Annotated in this window: 17 protein-coding genes; 8 read left to right on the plus strand and 9 right to left on the minus strand. The window is 76.9% G+C overall.

Translation table 11 applies throughout. From position 1 onward, the window contains the following. Positions 1 to 101 precede the first annotated feature (101 nt). From ACIBAI_RS13345 to ACIBAI_RS13355, 3 genes are all read right to left on the minus strand, one after another. Positions 102 to 1,109 (minus strand): endonuclease/exonuclease/phosphatase family protein, encoded by a 1,008-nt coding sequence (locus ACIBAI_RS13345; protein WP_399033740.1) that lies wholly within the window; start codon positions 1,107 to 1,109, stop codon positions 102 to 104. A gap of 119 nt (positions 1,110 to 1,228) precedes the next feature. Beyond that, the gene (locus tag ACIBAI_RS13350; RefSeq protein ID WP_399033742.1) at positions 1,229 to 2,149 is read right to left on the minus strand and encodes a hypothetical protein; all 921 of its coding nucleotides are present in this window, start codon (positions 2,147 to 2,149) and stop codon (positions 1,229 to 1,231) included. A gap of 435 nt (positions 2,150 to 2,584) precedes the next feature. Beyond that, complete coding sequence (locus ACIBAI_RS13355) at positions 2,585 to 3,046, minus strand: hypothetical protein (RefSeq protein ID WP_399033744.1); 462 nt, start codon at positions 3,044 to 3,046, stop codon at positions 2,585 to 2,587. Positions 3,047 to 3,283: 237 nt separating this feature from the next. Between ACIBAI_RS13355 and ACIBAI_RS13360 the strand changes: the two genes are divergently transcribed. Beyond that, entirely contained in the window at positions 3,284 to 4,369 is a 1,086-nt protein-coding gene (locus ACIBAI_RS13360; RefSeq protein WP_399033973.1) for a PP2C family protein-serine/threonine phosphatase, read from the plus strand. 170 nt (positions 4,370 to 4,539) lie between these two features. Here the strand turns inward: ACIBAI_RS13360 and ACIBAI_RS13365 are convergent, their stop codons facing one another. Continuing rightward, entirely contained in the window at positions 4,540 to 5,025 is a 486-nt protein-coding gene (locus ACIBAI_RS13365) for a DUF6194 family protein (protein WP_399033975.1), read from the minus strand. A gap of 46 nt (positions 5,026 to 5,071) precedes the next feature. Between ACIBAI_RS13365 and ACIBAI_RS13370 the strand changes: the two genes are divergently transcribed. The 5 genes from ACIBAI_RS13370 to ACIBAI_RS13390 all read left to right on the plus strand — a co-directional run bounded on the left by ACIBAI_RS13370 (position 5,072) and on the right by ACIBAI_RS13390 (position 11,873). After that, entirely contained in the window at positions 5,072 to 5,848 is a 777-nt protein-coding gene (locus ACIBAI_RS13370; protein WP_399033746.1) for a MerR family transcriptional regulator, read from the plus strand. Between the two features lie 123 nt (positions 5,849 to 5,971). Then, on the plus strand, positions 5,972 to 7,027 hold the full coding sequence (locus ACIBAI_RS13375; RefSeq protein WP_399033748.1) for a hypothetical protein: 1,056 nt from the start codon (positions 5,972 to 5,974) through the stop codon (positions 7,025 to 7,027). A gap of 264 nt (positions 7,028 to 7,291) precedes the next feature. Continuing rightward, positions 7,292 to 7,714, plus strand: coding sequence for a hypothetical protein (locus tag ACIBAI_RS13380; protein ID WP_399033749.1), 423 nt, complete (start codon positions 7,292 to 7,294; stop codon positions 7,712 to 7,714). 32 nt (positions 7,715 to 7,746) lie between these two features. After that, on the plus strand, positions 7,747 to 10,512 hold the full coding sequence (locus ACIBAI_RS13385) for a substrate-binding domain-containing protein (RefSeq protein WP_399033751.1): 2,766 nt from the start codon (positions 7,747 to 7,749) through the stop codon (positions 10,510 to 10,512). Continuing rightward, positions 10,512 to 11,873 (plus strand): extracellular solute-binding protein, encoded by a 1,362-nt coding sequence (locus tag ACIBAI_RS13390; RefSeq protein WP_399033753.1) that lies wholly within the window; start codon positions 10,512 to 10,514, stop codon positions 11,871 to 11,873. Before ACIBAI_RS13385 ends, ACIBAI_RS13390 begins: the two co-directional genes overlap by 1 nt. Positions 11,874 to 11,959: 86 nt before the next feature. On the opposite strand, the gene ACIBAI_RS13395 is transcribed toward ACIBAI_RS13390, so the two are convergent. Continuing rightward, the gene (locus ACIBAI_RS13395; RefSeq protein ID WP_399033755.1) at positions 11,960 to 12,922 is read right to left on the minus strand and encodes a nucleoside hydrolase; all 963 of its coding nucleotides are present in this window, start codon (positions 12,920 to 12,922) and stop codon (positions 11,960 to 11,962) included. A 225-nt stretch (positions 12,923 to 13,147) separates the two neighbouring features. On the opposite strand from ACIBAI_RS13395, the gene ACIBAI_RS13400 reads away from it, so the two are divergent. Then, the gene (locus ACIBAI_RS13400; RefSeq protein ID WP_399033757.1) at positions 13,148 to 13,939 is read left to right on the plus strand and encodes a hypothetical protein; all 792 of its coding nucleotides are present in this window, start codon (positions 13,148 to 13,150) and stop codon (positions 13,937 to 13,939) included. A gap of 77 nt (positions 13,940 to 14,016) precedes the next feature. Here the strand turns inward: ACIBAI_RS13400 and ACIBAI_RS13405 are convergent, their stop codons facing one another. From ACIBAI_RS13405 to ACIBAI_RS13420, 4 genes are all read right to left on the minus strand, one after another. After that, entirely contained in the window at positions 14,017 to 14,838 is an 822-nt protein-coding gene (locus ACIBAI_RS13405) for a GAF and ANTAR domain-containing protein (RefSeq protein ID WP_399033759.1), read from the minus strand. Between the two features lie 170 nt (positions 14,839 to 15,008). Further along, a complete protein-coding gene (locus tag ACIBAI_RS13410; RefSeq protein WP_399033977.1) occupies positions 15,009 to 15,779 on the minus strand; it encodes a TIGR03943 family putative permease subunit in 771 nt (256 codons plus the stop codon). Continuing rightward, positions 15,776 to 16,765, minus strand: a complete 990-nt coding sequence (locus tag ACIBAI_RS13415) for a permease (protein ID WP_399033761.1) — start codon at positions 16,763 to 16,765, stop codon at positions 15,776 to 15,778. The genes ACIBAI_RS13410 and ACIBAI_RS13415 overlap by 4 nt, the downstream gene beginning before the upstream one ends. A 174-nt stretch (positions 16,766 to 16,939) precedes the next feature. Next, positions 16,940 to 18,283, minus strand: coding sequence for a tetratricopeptide repeat protein (locus ACIBAI_RS13420; RefSeq protein WP_399033763.1), 1,344 nt, complete (start codon positions 18,281 to 18,283; stop codon positions 16,940 to 16,942). A 239-nt stretch (positions 18,284 to 18,522) separates the two neighbouring features. Between ACIBAI_RS13420 and ACIBAI_RS13425 the strand changes: the two genes are divergently transcribed. After that, positions 18,523 to 18,684, plus strand: coding sequence for a hypothetical protein (locus tag ACIBAI_RS13425; protein WP_399033765.1), 162 nt, complete (start codon positions 18,523 to 18,525; stop codon positions 18,682 to 18,684). The last annotated feature ends 28 nt before the right edge of the window (positions 18,685 to 18,712 follow it).

Raw genomic sequence — 18,712 nt, forward strand, 5'->3', positions numbered from 1 at the left:
GCTGACCGGCCGATCGACCGGCCGGTCGAGCGACTGATCGCCTGAAAGGGCCGCCCGGAGGGGCGTCACGGCCGCGCACGGCTGTGGCGCCCCTCGTCGCGTCAGCTCCGCAGGTGCAGCGTCAGGTCGACGACCAGGGACCGGTGGTCCGTGTGCGCCAGGTCCAGGAAGCGGGCGCGGCGGGCCGAGAACTCCTCGGACACCAGCACGTGGTCGATCTGGGCGCCGAACGCCGGGGCGATCGGCGCCGGCCAGGTGGCCGTCCGGTCGGCGCCGGCCAGGCGGGCCGCGTCGCGCAGGCCGGTGTCGAGGACGCGGCGGAAGGCGGCGTGGTCCTGGGAGGCGTTGAAGTCGCCGGCCAGGATCGTCGGGGTGTCCCGGTCCCCGGCGGCGAAGTCGCGCAGGGCGGCCAGTTCGCCGCGCCAGAGGTCCACCTGGCCGGGCAGCGGCGGCATCGGGTGCGCGAGCTGGATCCGTACGGCGTGCCCGCGCACGTCGGCCACGGCGCCGGGCATGCCCATGGTGCCGGGGACGCCGTCGGTGCCGCGCAGCGGGAAGCGGCTGAGGACGACGGAGCCCTCGGAGCCGCCGCCCGCCACGGCCCGCCGGTGGGGGTAGGCGTCCGCGAGGTCCCGCCGCAGCGCCGCGTCGCACGTGTACTCGCACTCCTGGACGAAGACGAGGTCCGGTTCCTCGCGCCGTACCGCGGCGACGAGGGGACCGGTGCCCTGCCCGAACTCGACGTTCGAGGTCAGCACCCGCAGCTCGGCCACGGGCCGTCCGCCGGGCGCGCCGGCCTTGCCGTACGGTGCGGCGAACCACGCCAGCAGCGCCACCAGGGCCACCCCCCACACCGCTCCCGCCCACCACCGGGCGAGCAGCGCGAGCAGCAGTCCGAGGCCGGCCGGCACGAGCAGCCACGGCAGGAAGGCCAGCAGCTGCGGTACGGGCGTGACGCCGTCGCTGTCGGCGGTCCGGAAGCCGACGACCACGCTCACGGCGGCGAACAGCAGTCCGGCGCACCAGATTCCGGCCCGCCGGGTCCGCCGCCCGCCCCGCCGCTCGCGCGCGTCACCGGTCGCGGTCCGCTCGGCAGCCGCTGTGTCCACGCCCGGCCTCCCCGTCTCGGATGATCTGCCCGGAATCCTCCCTCAAAGACGGCGCGCACGGGCGGAAAGTTGCCCTCGGACCGGCCCCGGGTCGGCACCGCGGGAGCCCGGGCCCGGCGTCACAGCCGGGCGCGGGCCGGCCGGGGGCCGGGATCCGGGGAGCCGGGATCCGGGGGGCCGGGGCGGCGACGGTGCGCGAAGGGGCCGGGGCGGGCCGTGAGCCAGGAGAGCAGGGCGACCGCCAGGCCGAGCACGACCAGCAGCCAGGACACCGTGCGCAGGGTGGCCGTCAGGGCGTCGTAGACGGCGCCCGCGGCGGGACGGCCGATCTCCCCGGACAGGTCGGCGAGGGTCAGGCGGCGGCCGACCGCGACGGCGAGGGCGAGCAGCGCGCCGCCCAGGGCCGTGCCGAGCCCGGTGGCCGCGACCGCGCGGCGGCGGCAGGCGGCCACCGCGATCCCGCCGGCCGCGAACACCACGGTCGCGGCCGGCAGCCAGCGGGCGGCGACCTCGAGCACGCGGTAGCCCGTACGCAGCCGCTCCGCGTCCCGGGCGGGCAGGACGGCGATCGCGGTGTGCTCGACGGGGATGCGCCGCGCCAGCGGCACGTGGTCGAGGGCGAGCCGGGCCTTGACCCGGGCGGTGACCGGCGCCAGGTCGACGGTGACCGGGCCCCCGGCCGCGCGCTCGTCCCGCAGCCGGCGCAGCACCGCGTCGTGGACGGCCCGGTTCGCCGCGTCCCACCCGGCGCGGAACGCCTCCGTCCGGGTGAACGAGCGGGCCGCGTCCCGTACGAAGGGCCGCACGGCGTCCGGCAGCGGCCGGCCGGCGCCGGCCTCCCGCAGGAGGCGGGAGCCCACCGTGTCCGCGACCGCGTCGCGCACGTCCGGGTCGGTGGACAACGGCGCCAGCGCGGTGACGTACCGGCCGGTGTCGGCCAGCCCGTACGCAGCCCAGGCCGCCAGCGCGCCGAGCGGTACGAGCAGGCAGGACAGGGCGATCAGCAGGGCCGACAGGCCGTTGCGGAGACGTGCGGACACCCTTCCAGGCAAGGGCCTGCGGGCCGGGCGGGCGAGTCGAGCGGCCGCGGACGCGTCCGGACGGACGTGCGCCACCGGCCGGCCGAGCGCCTCCTCAGCCCGACGTGACAGCGGTGACCTGCGATTTCCCCGCTGTGACGGCGGGTTCGCCCGGACGGGTGGTTTCCGGGACGGGGAAGGCGCCGGTCACGGGCACCGCTTCGGCCCCGCGGACCCCGGCTGCGGCCCTGCTCGGCGTGGGGCCGGGCCGTGGCCCGGCCCGCCGGCGGTCCCCGCCCGCCGCGGCGGGGCCGCACCGGCATCACCGGTGACGGCACCGCGGAGGGAGCCGGGACCGCCGCGGCACCGCGCACCCGGCGGCACCGTGCGCTCACGGCGCCGGGCAGGGGCTCCCTGTCCGGCCCGGACCGGCGGGCGGTCCGGACCGGCGGGGGCCTACGTGGGGCCTTCCTGGTTCTCCGCCTCCCCCTTGCGCGTGTAGTAGTGGTAGACCAACATCACGAAGAGACCCGCCGCGACGGCCAGCGACACCGCCGCGGTCTCCAGCACGGACACGCTGGCCTGGGAGCACAGGAAACCGATCGCGGCACCGGTGAAGACGGACCAGAGCAGTGCGCGGAGTTCGCGTTTCAGCCGCCGGGCCACGGCCCGTACGGCGATGTACAGCATCATGAACGCGACCGCGGTCGCGAGGCCGAACAGCAGGTTCCAGCCGGTGACCGGCGCGCCGCTGCGCCGGTTGGTCGCGGCCCAGCAGCCGTAGGCGAGCCCGATCACGGCGGGCAGCGCCCACTGCGCGATCCTGTGGACCCGCTCGCTGAAGACGTCGGGCGTACCGGTCCGGGCCGGCGGGCTCGGCGTGCGCATTCCGCCGGGCGTGGGTGCCGCGTGCGTCATGAGAGCGCTCCTCTCTCTCCTCGCCCCGCCTACCAGGGCACACCTGGGGGCGGTGGGCGGCAAGTCGGCGCGGCGGGAGGCGTCCGGGATCCGGATGCGGGCCGTACGGGGGCGTGTTTCGCTGGGGCCGTGAGGGGTCGCGTCCTGAGACCGGCCGACGGCCGGTACCGGCAGCCGCCCGGCCGGCCGGCTCCCGCCGGACCCGCCGGCCGGGAGGACGTCCGGTACCGGCAGCCGCTGCTGCGGGTGCGTGGCCGCAGTGTCGCCTGGGCGCCGCCGCTGCTGCTGCTCGCCGGGATCACGCTGGTGGACTACAACACCACGGGCGAGTTCCGGATCATCTCCTGGATCGTGCTGGTGCCCGGCATCGCCGCCACGATCTGCGGGGTGTGGGGGACGGCCGCGTTCGCGGTCCTCTCGGTCGCCGCGTACGTCCTCGTGGACACCTCCTGGCCGCACCAGTACCAGACCGGGCTGCCCGACTTCATCCTCGTCACCGTGGGCGGCTTCCTCGCCACGCTGGCCTGCGCGGTCCGGGTGCGCGGCGAGCGGCGGATGCTGCACATGCGGGACGTCGCCGACACCACCCGGCGCACCGTGCTGCGCCCGCTGCCACCGGGCTGGGGCGGCCTGGACCACGCCGCGGTCTACCTCGCCGCGGACACCGAGGCCCGGGTCGGCGGCGACTTCTACGACATCCAGCCCGGGCCGCACGGCACCCGCGTCCTCGTCGGCGACGTCCAGGGCAAGGGCCTGGGCGCGGTGGAGGCGGCGGCCGCGCTGCTCGGCGCGTTCCGGGAGGCCGGCTACCACGAGGCGGACCTCATGACGGTCGCCGCGCGGCTGGAGGTGCGGATGGTGCGGCACCGGGCGCACACGGCGGCCCTGGGGCGGGCCGACGGCGACCGGTTCGCGACGGCCGTGCTGCTGGGGTTCCCCGAGGTCCCGCCGGACGCGGTGGACGTGCTGCTGTTCGGCCACGAACCGCCGCTGGTGGTCGGACCGGACGGGGTGCGGCGCCTGCCGGCCGGGGACGGGCTGCCGCTCGGGCTGGGGGAGTTCGTGACCGGACCGCCCACGCCGCGGCGGGTGCGGCTCGGCGCCGGCGAGACGCTGCTGCTGGTGACGGACGGGGTGACCGAGGCCCGGGACCGCGGCGGGCTGTTCTACCCGCTGACGGACGAGGTGGCCCGGGCGCTCGCGGCCGATCCGCGGCTCGCCGACCCCCGCCGCCTGGTCGCCTTCGTCCGGGACGGCACGCTCCGCCACTGCGGCGGCCGGCTGGCCGACGACACGACGGTGTTCGCGGTGCGGCGCGTGTAGTCGCCGGCGGCGCGCCGGTTTCCGCGGGGGTGCCGAGCGGCGGGAGGCGGGCGGGGGGCGGCTTCGTGCGGCTCGGCGCCGGTGCGAGCGGCGCCGGCGGGCGCGGGGCGTGCGGCTCGGGTGCCGCGGCCGGCTTCCGGCCCGGCGGATCCGTTCGCTCCGGAACGGCGTCAGCGGCTCCTCGGGGTCTCTCCCGCTCCCGGCCCGTGCCGCCGCTCGAACCGGGCACGGGCGGCGTCGTGGGCGTCGCGCAGGAGCCGCACGACCGTGCCGGCCGTCCGCGCACCGGGATTGACGACGCAGATCCAGCCGAGCGCGCCGTAGACCGGATGCGGCAGCACACGGTCGGCGGCCGCGTAGTCGCGGCGACGGCCGAGGGCGCGCGGCTCCTCTCCGGTGAGCTCCCGGAACGTCGCACGGTCGACGTGGACGTTCACCCGCCAGCGGCCCGGAGGGTCGAGGTCGGAGGCGTCGTCGCCGGGCTGGTCCTTGGTGACGATCGTCCCGTAGGGCTGGACGCTGCGGGGCATCCGCCCGTCCGGGGCGTAGTAGAAGAACGCGTCCCCCCACGCCGCCTCGGGGAAGTCGCCGCCCGGCGCCGGGACGACCACGAGCGCGCCGTCGAAGCCCCGCACGGTCGCGATGATCTGCTCCATACTCATGGTTCGAGCATCACCTTCAAGTGCTTGTGTGGGGTTGGCGATGACCGGGCCGGTGAGCGGTTCGCGACGGGCACCGCTGAGAACGGTCGACGTCGCCAGGGCGTCGGGCTACTCGCCGCAGCAGGTTCGCGACCTGGAGCGGCTGGGAGTCATCCCCCCGGCCGCCCGGTCGGGCAACGGCCACCGCCGCTACGCGCCGGTCCACGTGCACGCCCTGCGCGCCTATCGAGGGCTCGCCGCCGCCGTCGGACCCGTCGAGGCCCGGCGGATGCTCGCGGAACTGCGAACGGAGACGATCACGACGGCGGCCGCGGCGATCAGCGCGGTGCACGTCCGGCTCGCGCGGGAGCGGGACGAGGCGCTGCGCGCTCAGCGAGCGGTGCGGGCGATCCAGGCCGAAGCGGACGTCCCCGGGGACGATCGGGAGAGCGACGCGATGACGATCACGGAACTCGCCGGAGCGCTCGGCGTGCGTCCCTCGACCCTGCGGTTCTGGGAGCAGGAAGGGCTCGTCGCCCCCGAGCGGGTGACGTCACTGCGAGCCCGTCGCTACGGCCCTCCGGCGATCGGAGCGGCCAGGATAGTCGCGGCCCTGCGCGGCGCCGGCTACGGCATTCCCGCGGTGCGCGAGATCATGGCCTCCCTGCACCGGTTCGGCGGTCCCGAGGAGGCCCAGCGCATCCTGCGGCAGCGTCTCGACCGGATCGCGGCACGGGCCGTGGCGCTCCTGCGAGCGGGCGCGGACCTGGCGGCCGTGATCACATCCGTTCAGGAACCGGCATCCTGCCCGCCGGGCCCGGACCGCCCCGCCGGCTGACGTGCCCGGACCGCCGGCCCGGGCGCGCCGCTCGGCGGCGGCCGTTGCGGATCCGGCGCCCCGCGGGCGGCCGCAGCCGTTACCGTGCTGCCGTAAGTGATCGACCGTCGGGGGGAGGGCTCGATGCCCGGAACCGTGCTGCTGCTCGCGGCCGCACCCGTGGGAAAGGGCTGTCTGGTGGACGCCGCGTCCGTGCTGCCCGTGCTCGCGGCCGTGCCGCCCGCGGTGCTGGCCGGGACGGACACCGCGAACGTCGTCGAGCTCGCCGACCCGCTGGAACCCCAGGCCGTGCTGACCCGGCTGCGCGCCGCCGCCGCGGCCCCCGGCCCGCTGACCGTGTACGTCACCGGCCAGCTCCAGCTGGACCGCCGCCAGCGCCTGCCCCACCTCGCGCTGGCCCGCACCACCCCGGCGACCGTCCGCTACACCGCCCTGCCGTGGCACTGGATCCGCGAGGAGCTGAGACTGCGGCCGACGGGGGCGACGGCCCTGCTGCTCGACCTGCACGCGGACGCCGAGACCTGGCGGTGGCTGCGGGAGCACCCGCTGGACTCGGGCCGCAACAACGCCGTGTACGGCCGCGTCGCGCCGCCGCCGTCCCGGTGGTCGGTGGCGGAGCCGTCGTACATGAAGGCGGTCGCGACGATTCTGCGCAGCGGGTACCGGCCGCCGCTGGAGGAGCTGCACCAGCGGGCGCTGACGCGGATCGAGCCGGAGAGCGCGGGCGCCGACCTGGTGCTGACCGCGCCGGGGCCGGCGGCGGGCGACCCGCACGCCGTCATCGCCGCCGCCGTGCGGTCGGGGCGGCACGCCGACGCCGACGCGCTGGCCGCGCGGCACGAGGAGGCCGCCGTACGGGCGCACGGACCCGCGTCGGAGGAGGCGCTGCACTGGGCGGAGGTCCGCGCGGACCTGGCGATGTTCGCCGGGGACCCGGTGCGCAGCTGCCGCACCTGGCTGGCGGTGGCGGCCGCCCGGCTGGCCGCCGGGCAGGCGCCGGACGCGCCCGCCGTCGAGGCGGCCGTCGACCGGGCCCACCACCAGTGGGGGCGGATCCGTGACGCGGCGCCGGCCCGGGAACTGGGGTCCGCGCTCGCCCGGTTGCGGGGTCAGGTCCCCGGCCGGCGGGAGGGCGCCCTGGACGACGTCCGCAGGCGCCTGGCCGGCCTCGGCGCGTGACGCGACCGCGCGCCGGCGCGCACGGACGGGGCTCCTCCGGATGCCGCGGGGCGGGTGGTGTCGCACGGCGCGGAGTGTGCGCGGCGCGGGACGACGGGCGCGTTCCCGGCGCCGGAGCCGTACGACGTGCCGCCCGGCCCGCCGACGCGGAACGGCACGCGGACGTCAACGCGGCGTGCGGATCCGGCGCGCGGGGCGGGCGCGCGCCGGGAGCGGCTTCCAGACCCTGTCCAGTGTGCAACGCCGGTGCCATGATGATGAGTTATGACTGAGGGGGATGCAGTGGTGGGCCGCGGCGTGCGGGTCCGACTGGACGGGGCCGTCACCGAGAGAGACATCGGGGCGCTGCGCAAGTGGCTGGAGCAGGAGAAGCCGCTCGACGAGATGGTCCGTGCGGGACGGCTGCAGATCCACGAGCGGCGGCGCACGGACCACGACGGGACCGGGACGCCGATGGGCGTCGACATGGAGATCGTCGTGACGGTGCTGGAGGCGACCGTCACCCTGGTGGAGGTGACGCTCCTGGTGCGGCGGGCCGTCGAGGCCTGGCGGGCCAACCGCGGCCGGGTCGAGGGCGGTCCGCCGCCCGAGCACCGGGTGGACCAGGTGGGCCCGGAACCCGTACCGGACGACCGCCGCGGACCGGAGGACGGTGATCACCCGCCCGCTGGCCGCGGCGACGAGTAGATCCGGTGGCTCTCAACGACCCGGGTGGACCGGTGAACCGGGCACTACTGGTCGGAGTGTCCGAGTACGACGACACCAAGCCGCCGCACGGCGTGTCCGGCGACCTCCCGGCCGTCCGGCACAATCTGGACCGGCTGCGCGAGGTGCTGGCGCGCGGGCAGGTGTTCGGCGCGCACGAGATCGTCGTGAAGCACTCGCCCTCCCTGGACGACTTCGGCCGGGCCCTGCAGAAGGCCGCCGCCGAGGCCGACGGAGTGCTGCTGCTGTACTTCGCCGGGCACGGCGCGGTCCCGAACGCGCCGGACGAGCTGTTCCTGCAGATGCGCAACGCGAGTGTGATCGCGGGCGGAGAGGCCGTCTTTCCCGGCGCGGAGAGGTTCCTCACCGTGCTCACCGTGCTGGCCACCAGCCGGGCCGGACGGATCGTGGTGATCCTCGACTGCTGCTACGCGGGCAACGCCGCCCGGATCTGGGAGACCTTCCGCGACAAGCGGCGCGTGTTGCTGCTGATGAGCGTGCAGGCCAACCACAAGATCGACGCGGGCGACCCGGACACGCCGACGCCGTTCACCGGGGAGCTGGTGCGACTCCTCGCCGAGGACGGGGAGCTGTGGTTCAGCGGCCTCGCGGACGAACTGCGGGAACGGATGGCGGCGGGTGGACACGTCACCGTGCGCAACGAGCCCTGGGAACCGCAGAGCCGCGCCGAGCGGGGTGTGGACGCGCTGCTGTCGGCGCGCGGGGTGCCGGACGCGGGGGACGCGGGGGGTGGCTCCCCCGGACCCGGTCACCGGCCGGCCGCGCCCGCTTCCGCGCCCGAACCCACATCCGCGCCCGCTTCCGAGCCCGAGCCCGCTACGTCCGCGCCCGAGCCCGCTCCTACGTCCGCGCCCGCGCCCGCTCCTACGTCCGCGCCCGCGCCCGCGCCCGAGCCCGAGCCCGCGTCCGCTCCCCCGCGACCGGCCCTGTTATCCCGCGCCCTGGCGGCCTCCCTCGCCCTCCTGCACGCCTCGGCCGGCACCGTGGCCGCGTGGCGGCGGATGCCGCGGTCGGCGTTCTGGCGCCGGCCCCGCCGGGCGGTGTCATACGTCATCGGACTGGCCGTGCTGGCCACCGGCGTGGGCCTCGCCGCGTCCGGCTTGCTCACCCCCGACGGACGCGGCGAGGCCTGCGCCCCGCCCCTGGAGCTGCGCGTCCTGACCGATCCCGAACTGGAGTCCACCGTCCGGGCCGCCGCCGACGCGTATCTGACGTCGGACGGGAACACCACCGGCGACGGCTGCCGCCGCAGCGGCATCACCGTCTACAGCGCGGGCGCCGCCGACACGGTCGCCGCGCTGCGCCGGCAGACCGGCGCCTGGCAGGAGCCCCCCGACGACGACACCAACCCGCAGCGCGACATCGGCCCGCAGCCGGACGTGTGGATCCCCGCCTCCCGTGCCGACGCCGACCGGGTCGCCGCCGGGCAGGACACGGACGCCGCCGCCACCCTGGAACCCGCCGACGAGCCCTTCGCCTACTCCCCGATCGTGCTCGCCGTCCCGCAGGACCTCGCCGCCGACGACTACGACGCGCGGGTCGGTCCCCCGCTCAACCGGATGATCGACGACCTGCGCGCGCGGCACCCGGACGCCCGGGTGCGCCGCCCCGACCCGGAGTTCACCGACACGGGCCTGTTCGCCACGATCGGCCTGTACGGCATCACCGCCGACGCCGACGCCGGCACGGGGACCGGCCCGGACGCCGCCGACCTCGGCCGCGCCGAACGCCGCGTCGACCAGACCGGCCCGCCGTCCCCCACCGCCGGCCAGCTGCTGTGCACGCTGCCCGCCGACGACGCCGTGGACGACCGCACCGCCGCGCTCGTCCCCGAGTTCCTGCTGAAGAGCGGCGTCGGCTGCGAGAGCGAGCGGCGCGCCCCGCGCTTCGCCCAGTACCCCGGCGACGTGCCCGGCCTGGAGCCCCTCTTCGTGCGGGTCCGCTGGGAGGACGCCGACCGCGACGAGGCCGCGCGCGACGAGGCCGCCGAGGACTTCCGGGCCTGGCTCGCCGGCGAGCGGGGCGGTGCGGTGTTCGCGCGGGACGGCTTCCGCCCGGTCACGGGCGGCCGGACCCTGCCGGACGACGAGTCGGTCGCCGACGGCGTGCTGCGCGCCCCCGCCCCGCTCGTCGAGTCCGCCGGGCGGGACGCCGCCGAGGCCGCGCTGACCGGCTATCAGGGCGCCAACGGGCCCGGCCGGGTGCTGTACCTGCTCGACAGCTCCGGCTCCATGGTCGACCTGTGGGAGGGGCCCAGCGGCGGCCCCGGCCTGCTGAAGCAGTCGCTGGGCGGGCTCGGCGACCGCGACGAGTACGGGGTGTGGGCGGTGTCGGGCCTCGGCGAGCGGCCGTACGAGACGCTGCTGCCGTTCGGGCAGCACGGCCGCGGGGACGCCCGGCGGGCCGTCGACGAGCGCGCCCGCGTGCGGGACGCCGAGGCCGATCCGCACGCGGCCCTGCTCGCCGCGCTGGAGGAGATGGAGCGGCTCGGCACCGACCGCCCCCGGCTGATCGTGTACGTCACCGACGACGAGGACGTGGGCCGGCTGACCGGCACCCGTCTCGCCGACGTGCTGGCCAGGGTCCGGTCGGTGCAGGTGCCGGTGACGACGGTGCTCCTGGAGGGCGCCGGCTGCGACGCGGGCAGGCCGAACGCCCGGGTCTCCGCGGCGAGCGGCGGCCGCTGCATCGGCGTCGACGAGGACCTCGGCGCCGCCCTGCGCGACGAGGTCGCCCGCACCGGAACGGGGGAGGACTGATGACCCGGCGGCTCGTGGCCCTGCTCGCCCTGCTGCTGGTGGCCGCCTGCACCGGCGGCGGCCACGGCGCGGACCCCGCGCCCTCCGCCGACGTGCCCGGCGACATCGTGATCGCCAGCGGCCGGGACGTCACCGGCAACAACGGCGTCCGCCAGCAGCTCATCGACGCCTGGAACGCCGAGCAGGAGAGACGGGACACCGGCTACCGCGCCCGTCTGGTGGAGCTGCCCGGCAGCGCCGACGAACAGCGCAGCCAGCTGCTCGGCGCCCTGCAGTCCGGCAGCGCCGCCTACGACGTGGTCAACCTGGACGTGACGTGGGTGCCGGAGTTCGCCGCCGCGGGCCTGATCCGGCCGCTGCCCCAGGCGATGCTGGACGCCGACGTCATCCCGTCCGTGGCCGGCACGGCCCGCTGGGACGACCGGGTGTACGCGGTGCCGTTCAACAGCGACGTCGGCCTGCTGTACTACCGGCCGGACCATCTGCGGCAGGCGGGCATCCACCACACCGACCTGCGCGGCATCGACTGGGACCAGCTCCGGAACCTGATCAACTACGTCCAGGCCCGCCGCCCCCGCGGCTACGAGAAGGGCTGGACGACCCAGCTGCGCGCCTACGAGGGCCGCACGGTCAACGCCGTGGAGGCGTTCGCCTCGGCGGTGCCGGGCCTGACGCTCACCGACGACGAGGGCCGGTACCGCGCCGACGTCGACGACCTGGCGCAGGGCGTCGCGGAGCTGCGCCGCCGCACCGACGACTCGTACACCCTCACGGACGCCGACCGGTCCGACGAGGAGAAGAGCCTGGCCGACTTCGCCGCGGGCCGCACCACGTTCCTGCGGCACTGGCCGTACGCCTACCGCGCCCTGCACCAGACGTTCGACGAGCGGCGGCTGCGCGTGGCCCCGCTGCCCGGCCGGGCGGTGCTCGGCGGCCAGAACCTCGCGGTGACCGAGGCGTCCGACCAGCCGGCCAGGGCGAGGGAGCTGATCCGGTTCCTCACCGGCAGGCAGAGCGAGCGCTGTCTGCTGGACGCGGGCTTCGCGGCCACCCGCACCTCGGCGTACCGGGACGACTCCGTACGCTGCCCGCTGTCCTCTCCGGTCCCCTCGGCCTCCCCCACCGGCGAACGCGCCGACAGCATGCCGAGGGACGAGCGGACCGGCCGCCCCCGGTACGCCGAGGACATCCTGCTCCCCGCCCTCCAGCGCGCGGTGCCCCGCCCGCGCACTCCGCTGTACGGCGCCTTCACGCAGACGTTCACGGCCCAGCTGGGCCCCCTGTTCGGCGCCGACCCGCCGACCGACGCGGAACTGGCCCGCCGGCTGGACGGGGCCCTGCGCGAGGCCCTGCCGGACTGAGCGGCCGGGGCCGGGGCGGGGCGGGCCGCGCGGGCGGGGCCGGGCAGGGGGCCGGTACGTGGGCGGGGCCGCGTCCGGCCGCGGTCCTAGGGTCCTTCCACCGCCGCCAGGTACAGCTTCACGTACCGTTCCACGGCCACGTCCAGCGCCACGTCCACCAGGGGCTGCTCGCGGGTGCCGTCGTGGATCTCGGACTCGCCGGGGCGCCGGCGGCGGTCGACGACCGTCTGGCCGCGGGCCGGGCCCGCGGCCAGGTTCACCTCGACCGGCAGGCGGCGGGTGGTCAGGCCCTGCGGGTCGGCGACCGCGCAGACCGCGCCCGCGTCGCCGAGGCCGCCGCCGGGATCCGACTCGTCGACGACGGGGCCGCGGTGGGCGAGGAGTTCGCCGGCCAGGCGGGCGCCGGGCTCGGCGCCGGCGCGCAGCCGCCGCACGTCGGCGCCGGGGACCACGACCCGCTGGAACACGTCCAGGCCGTACATCGTGATCGGCACCCCGGCGGTGAGCAGGATCGCCGCCGCCTCCGGGTCGTGCCAGACGTTGAACTCGGCGACCGGCGTGGCGTTCCCGGCGGCGACCGCGCCGCCCATGAAGACGATGCGCTCGATGTTGCGCACCACCTCGGGATGGGTGCGCAGCAGCAGCGCGATGTTGGTCAGGGGGGCCGTGGGGATCAGGGTGACCGGGCGGGGGGAGGCGAGGATCTCGCGGCGCAGCAGCGTCACCGCGTCCACGTCCGCCGCGGTGCGGGTCGGCGCGGGCAGGCCGAGGTCGCCCATGCCGTCGTGCCCGTGCACGTGCCGGGCCGTGCGGAGGGGTTCGAGCAGCGGGCGCTCGGCGCCCCGGGCGACGGGGACGTCCGGGGCGCCGGCCTGCTCCAGCACGGTCAGGGTGTTCCGCACCACCCCGTCCACGTCCGTGTTCCCGGCCACGCAGGTGATCGCGCGCAGGTCCAGCCCCGGGTGACGGACCGCGAACAGCAGGGCCAGGGCGTCGTCGATGCCGGTGTCGCAGTCGATGATCACCGGGATGGGCCGGTCGGTCGTCACGGCGAGGGCTCCTTCCACCGTTTCCGCGTTCCCGCGCGGGGGCCTGTGCCGGTGACCTTACGCGGGTTCCCCCCGGCCCGGCGGGCCGCGACGCCCCGGCGGCCGGGCTCACCCGGACGGCCCGGAACGCTGGTGGGGCGCGGGGCGGGGTGCTCCCTTGGAAGACGACGTCCGGGATCTCCGGACGTGCCGGATCCCGAGCAGCGCGCCCCCAGGAGGCACCCGATGCAGCACCCCCCGGCCGCACGCATCCGCGTCCTCGCCGCCCGCGCTCTCCCGGTGGCCGCCCTGCTGACCGTGACGGCCTGCTCCGCCGGCCACCCGGAGCTGCCCGGAGCGGCCTCCAGCGCCGCCGCCTCGGCCGGGCGGTCGCCCGCCGCGCTCGCGTCGCCCACCGCCCCGCCCCCGCTGACCGAGGACGGGGCGCGGGACGCCCTGATCGCCCCCGGCGACCTGGGCGGGCGGTGGCGGCCGACGCAGGGCGCCGCGCCCTGGCGGGACGGGCTGCTCAAGGCGACCGCCGAGGACCCCGACTGCCGGCGCCTGCTCGACCTCCTCTACACCGAGGAGTTCCTCGGCCCGCCCGCGGGCGCCCGCGCGGTGGCCGGCTTCGACGACGCCGGGGGCGCGGCCCAGCTGCGCTACCAGGTAGCCGCCCATCGGGTCGCGGACGTGGACCGCACGCTGACCTGGTTCGCGGGCCTGCCGGTGCGGTGCGGGCGGTTCCCGGCCGTGACCGCGTACGGGGCGGAGCAGGACGTGGAGGTCGACGAGCTGCCGCTGCCGGAGGTCGGGGACGCCCGCCAGGGCCTGCGGGTCACGCTGAGCGGGCAGACGGCCGGCGGCGAGCCGTCGTTCCTCGTCGTGGAGGTCGCCGCCGTCCGCGTCGGCGAGGACACGATCACCCTCACCAACGGCGGCCCCGGCGAGGTGCCGGAGGAGGTCACCTGGCGGGCCGTGCAGGCGGGGGCGGAGCGGCTGGCGGAGGTGAGGAGGCAGAGCGGGACGGAGGTCTAGGGTCCCGGCGGGCGATGCCCTCCCGCCGCGGGGTCCGGGGTCCCGGCGACGCCCGCCCGTCCGGGGGCGGGGCCCGGTCAGTCCTCGCGGTCGAAGCGGGTGCGGCGGGCGATCACCTCGCGGGCCACGGCGAGAGCGGTGCGGCCGCCCGCGAAGGCGTGGGCGCGCAGCCGGGCCAGGGCCTCGTCGGCGCCGACGCCGAGCTGGGCCATGATCATGCCGATCGCCTGGTGGACCGCGTCGTGGTCGGTGGCCAGACCGCTCAGCCAGGACTCGCCGCCCCGTGCGTCCGGTTCGTCGTCGTGCGGCAGCGCCGTCAGGGCCACCGTCATGACGTCGGCCACCAGTTCCGCGGTGCGCAGTTCGCCGTCGGTGAGCCGGCCGGGGCGGTCGCGGTAGAGGTCGAGGGTGCCCACGCACACCGAGTCGTTGCCGAGCGGCAGCGCATACACCGCCCGCACCCCGGCGGCGGTGGCCTGCTGGGCGAAGACCGGCCACCGGTCGGCGTCGGGCCCGCGGGTCAGATCGCAGGCGAGCACGGGCGCGCCGGTCTCGGCGGCGTGCACGCAGGGGCCGTCGCCCAGGGTGGTCTGGATCTCCGCCACGCGCGCGGCCTGCTCGCTGCTGGCGCACAGACGGAGGGGGACGCCGTCGTTGCGCAGGGACGCGCTCGCACCGGTCACCGGCAGCAGTTCGACCGCCACCGCGCACAGGCGTTTCGGAACCTCCCGGGGCCGGGCATCGCGTACTTCCGCGGCGATCCGTTCGGCGGCGTCCGTCCGGTCCGCGTCCGGGTACCGGTCGCATCCGGCTCCGGACGGCCGGACGCGATCGCCGTTGGGTACGCCGCCGCGGTCGCCGTCCGGTACGCCGCCGCAGCGGTCGTCCCTTGGCCGCACGGCCCACCGCCTCCTTCGATCACCGCGGCCGGCAACGTCGACGCTCTCCCGGCACGGGGCACCGACGGCGCCGCCTGCCCGGAGACGAGCCGACTACCCGCGCCCCGCCGGGCGAAACCCCGCCGCCCGGGCTCCGGGGGCCGGTTCCGGCCGTCTTCGTCCCGGCGCGGCTAGCGCTTCTCGTACGGGTTCGCCGGCTGCTCGACGTGCCGGACCCGGGTGGCGTCGAGGACCGGCGGCCAGGCGGCGTCCGTGCCCAGGGCGCCCTCGGGGTGCCAGGTGCCGGTGACCGTGACCCAGGTGTCGGCGGGCGGGGCCTCGGCCGAGCGGATCTCGACCTTGCCGGTGGTGGCGTCGGCGGCGCAGCAGGAGACGAGGAGACGGGTGACGTACCAGGTGCCGTCGTCGCCGTGGGTGACGAAGCCGGTCAGGCGGACGGTGCGGCCCTTCAGGGACCGCTCGCTGTCGTAGATCGCGCGGGAGCCGAACTCGGCGAGGGTCAGGTCCACCGGGTCCCCGGACGGCAGCGCCGGGAAGGCGCCGACGCCCTGCGCCGCCCGCTGCGCCGCCTCCCGCTCGGCGCTGTAGGAGCCGAGGGCGGGCGGCGGGAACAGCAGCAGGGCGAGGGCGGGCAGGGCGAGCAGCCAGGCGACGCGGGGTCCGCCGGGACCGTGGGCGTGCCCGTGGTCCCCGTGCTCCCCGTGATCGCGCTCCCCGTGCTCCCCGTGCTCCCCGTGCTCCGCGTGTCCTTCGTGGTCCGCGGCGCGCCGCCCCGCCACCGCCGTGCACAGGGCCAGCAGCACCAGAACCGCACCGGACACGATCAGGTACGGCCGCAGTCCCGGCTGCACGTACCGCAGGTACAGGTCGCCGAAGAGGGAAATGCGCAGCACCGCCGCGCCGGTCAGCGCCAGCAGCACCGCGGGACCGTACCGCCTCACAGCAGCCACCACCCCACCAGCACGCTGCTCGCCACGGCCACCACCCACGTCACCGACGCGAACCGGACCGCGAAGGCCCGGCCGAAGGTGCCCGCCTGCAGCGCGATCAGCTTCAGGTCCACCATCGGCCCCACCACCATGAACGCCAGCCGCGCGGTCGGCGAGAAGCCGCTGAGCGAGGCCGCGACGAACGCGTCGGCCTCGCTGCACACGCACAGCACCACCGCCAGGACGGCCAGCAGCAGCACCGACAGCCACGCCGACCCGGTGAAGACGTCCAGCACCGAGCGGGGCACGGCGATGTCGAAGGTGGCCGCCGCACCGGCGCCCACCACCAGGAAGCCGCCGGCGTGCAGGAAGTCGTGCCGCAGCCCGGCGAGGAAGGCGTGCCGGCCGTGCGACGGCCCGGACGCCGGGCGCCCCTTCGACAGCCGCAGCCACTCCTCCCGCCCGAACCGGGCCCACAGCCAGCCCATGACCACCGCCGCCGCGAGCGAGGCGGCCAGCCGCGCCGCGACCATGGCCGGCTGCCCGGGGAACGCGATCGAGGTGGCGACCAGCACGACCGGGTTGATCGCGGGCGCCGACAGCAGGAAGGCCAGGGCGGCGGCCGGGGCGACGCCCCGCCGCATCAGGCTCCCGGCCACCGGCACCGACGCGCACTCGCAGCCGGGCAGCACCACCCCCGCCGCGCCGGCGACCGGGACGGCGAGCGCCTGGTTGCGGGGGAGGAGCCGGGTGAGGACCCGGTCCGGCACGAAGGCGCCGATCGCCGCCGACACGACCGTGCCGAGCAGCAGGAAGGGCACGCCCTGGACGACGACGGCGGTGAAGACGGTCCACCAGGCGGCCACCGGCGGGGTGTACAGGTCGAGCGCCACCACCGGGCCCAGCACGGAGACGACCGTCGCGATGGCGACGAGCGCGGTCCCGCCGACGACGGCGTACACGAGCGCGCGCACGGCCAGGCGCAGGCCGTCGGCCACAGTCCGTCGATTCTCCACGCGCCCTCTACCCGTTCCGTCGGTCGGCGCTCGCAGGCTAACGGACGCCGCTGTGCGCCGCCCCGGCACCGTCCCGGAGCGGGCTGTGCGGGCGTCGCGGAGGAAGCCGTGCGGGCGCCGGGCCGGTGCCGTCGCGGAGGGGCCGTGCGGGCGCCGTCACAGCGGGGGCTGTGCGGGCGCCGGGCCGAGGGTGGTCGTCCCCGGGGCCGTACGGTGACCGAGGCCCGTCCGGTAGGCGTCCAGCGCGGCCTCCACCCGCCCGGTGCGGCGCAGCAGGTCCCCCAGCAACCGGCACAGGTCGGCCAGGTCCCCGGCGGCGCCCGCCCGCTCCAGCAGGCTCAGCGCCCGGACGTAGTGCTCCTCGGCCGCCTCGGTGTCCCGGGCGTCCTCGGCGATGATGCCGAGCAGCCGGTGCGCGGCGGCGGCGTGGACGGCGCCGCGCTCGGAGGACAGGCCGTCGAGGACCCCGTGCAGCAGTTCGGCGGCCTCCTCGGAGCGTCCGCGCCGGTGCAGCACGTCGGCCAGCTCGACGGCGACCTGGCTGCTGTAGAGGGCGGCGCGCTTGGCCGTCAGCATGGCCAGGGCCTCGCGCAGCTCGTCCTCGGCGCGGTCGAGCCGGCCGTCCTGGGCGTACACGTACCCGCGCATCCAGTGGCAGTTGGCCAGCTCGGTGCGGAGCTGGAGCGTCCGGTACAGCTCTGCGGCCTTGGCGAGCGAGGCGTCGGCCTCGGCGAGGCGGCCCTCGGCGAGCAGGGTGCGGGCGACGGAGCGGTGCATGCGCGCCACCAGCGCCGGGTCGCCCGCCTGCGGGGCGAGCGCGAGCGCGAACTCGGCGGCCTGGGCGGCCCGCGCGTGCGCGCCCATGTCCATGTACGGCCCGATGGCGCTGGCGTAGAGCAGCAGCAGCGCGTCCGGGTCGTGCAGCCCGCTGCGGTTCAGCTCGTCGAGGGTCGACTCCAGCAGGTAGACGGCGTACCGGAGCTCACCGGCGAGGTAGTGGGCGACGGCCCGGCCGCGCAGCGCGGGGACCCGGCCCGGCAGGGGCGCGTCGGCCAGGCACTCCTCCGCGCGCTCGAAGAACCGCCGGCCGTCCGCCAGCTCCCCGCTCTCCAGCGCGCACTCCCCGAGCCCGAGCAGCGCGGCGGCCCGCACCTCGCCGATTCCGTGCGTCTCGGCCTCGGCGAGCAGGCCGGCGTACTGCCGCCGCGCCTGTTCCGTCTCCCCGGTGGCCAGGGTGCGCTGGGCCTCGGTCAGCCGCAGCCGCAGGTCGGTGGCGAGGCGGGCCGGACGGCCGGTGACCAGCTCCTCGTACGCGACGCCGAGCCGGCCGGCGATGTGCCGCAGCGCCTCCTCGGAGGCCCGCACCCGGCCCGCCTCCAGCGTGGAGACGTACGCGGGCGTGTACGAGGGTTCCGCGAGCTGCCGCTGCGTCAGCCCGCGCTCGACGCGCAACCGCTGCACTCGGCGTCCGATGGTCTCCGGGTCGTCACGGTCCCCCACTGGCCAACTCCCCCTGCGGCTCTTGCCGTTCGGCTGCGACGGCTTTAGGTTAAACCGTGAATTAAACGCGCTTAATACGTTGCTGTACACCCGTCGTCGCCCGACACCGTCGTCGGGCGCCGGCGCCGGCACCGGGCATCGGCGGCGGACACCGGGTGGGACACCCGGACCGGACACCGATGCCGGACACCGCCGCACCACGCCACCCCCCACCCCACCGTCGCCGTTGCGAGGTCGCCGTGCTCGAACGCACACGCACCGCAGAGCGTTACACCAGAGGCTTCACCGCGGCCGTCATCGCCGTGACCGCCCTGCTCCTGGCCGCGTACGCGGGTCCCGGGGGAGCGGCGGAGGGGGAGCCGGTCAGCTCCGGGGACAACGCCGTGTCCGTGCGGCGGTAGGCGGAGGACTCCGCCCGGGCCGTCCTCC

It is taken from the genome of Streptomyces sp. NPDC051041 (assembly GCF_044456065.1).
Lineage (GTDB): Bacteria > Actinomycetota > Actinomycetes > Streptomycetales > Streptomycetaceae > Streptomyces > Streptomyces glaucus.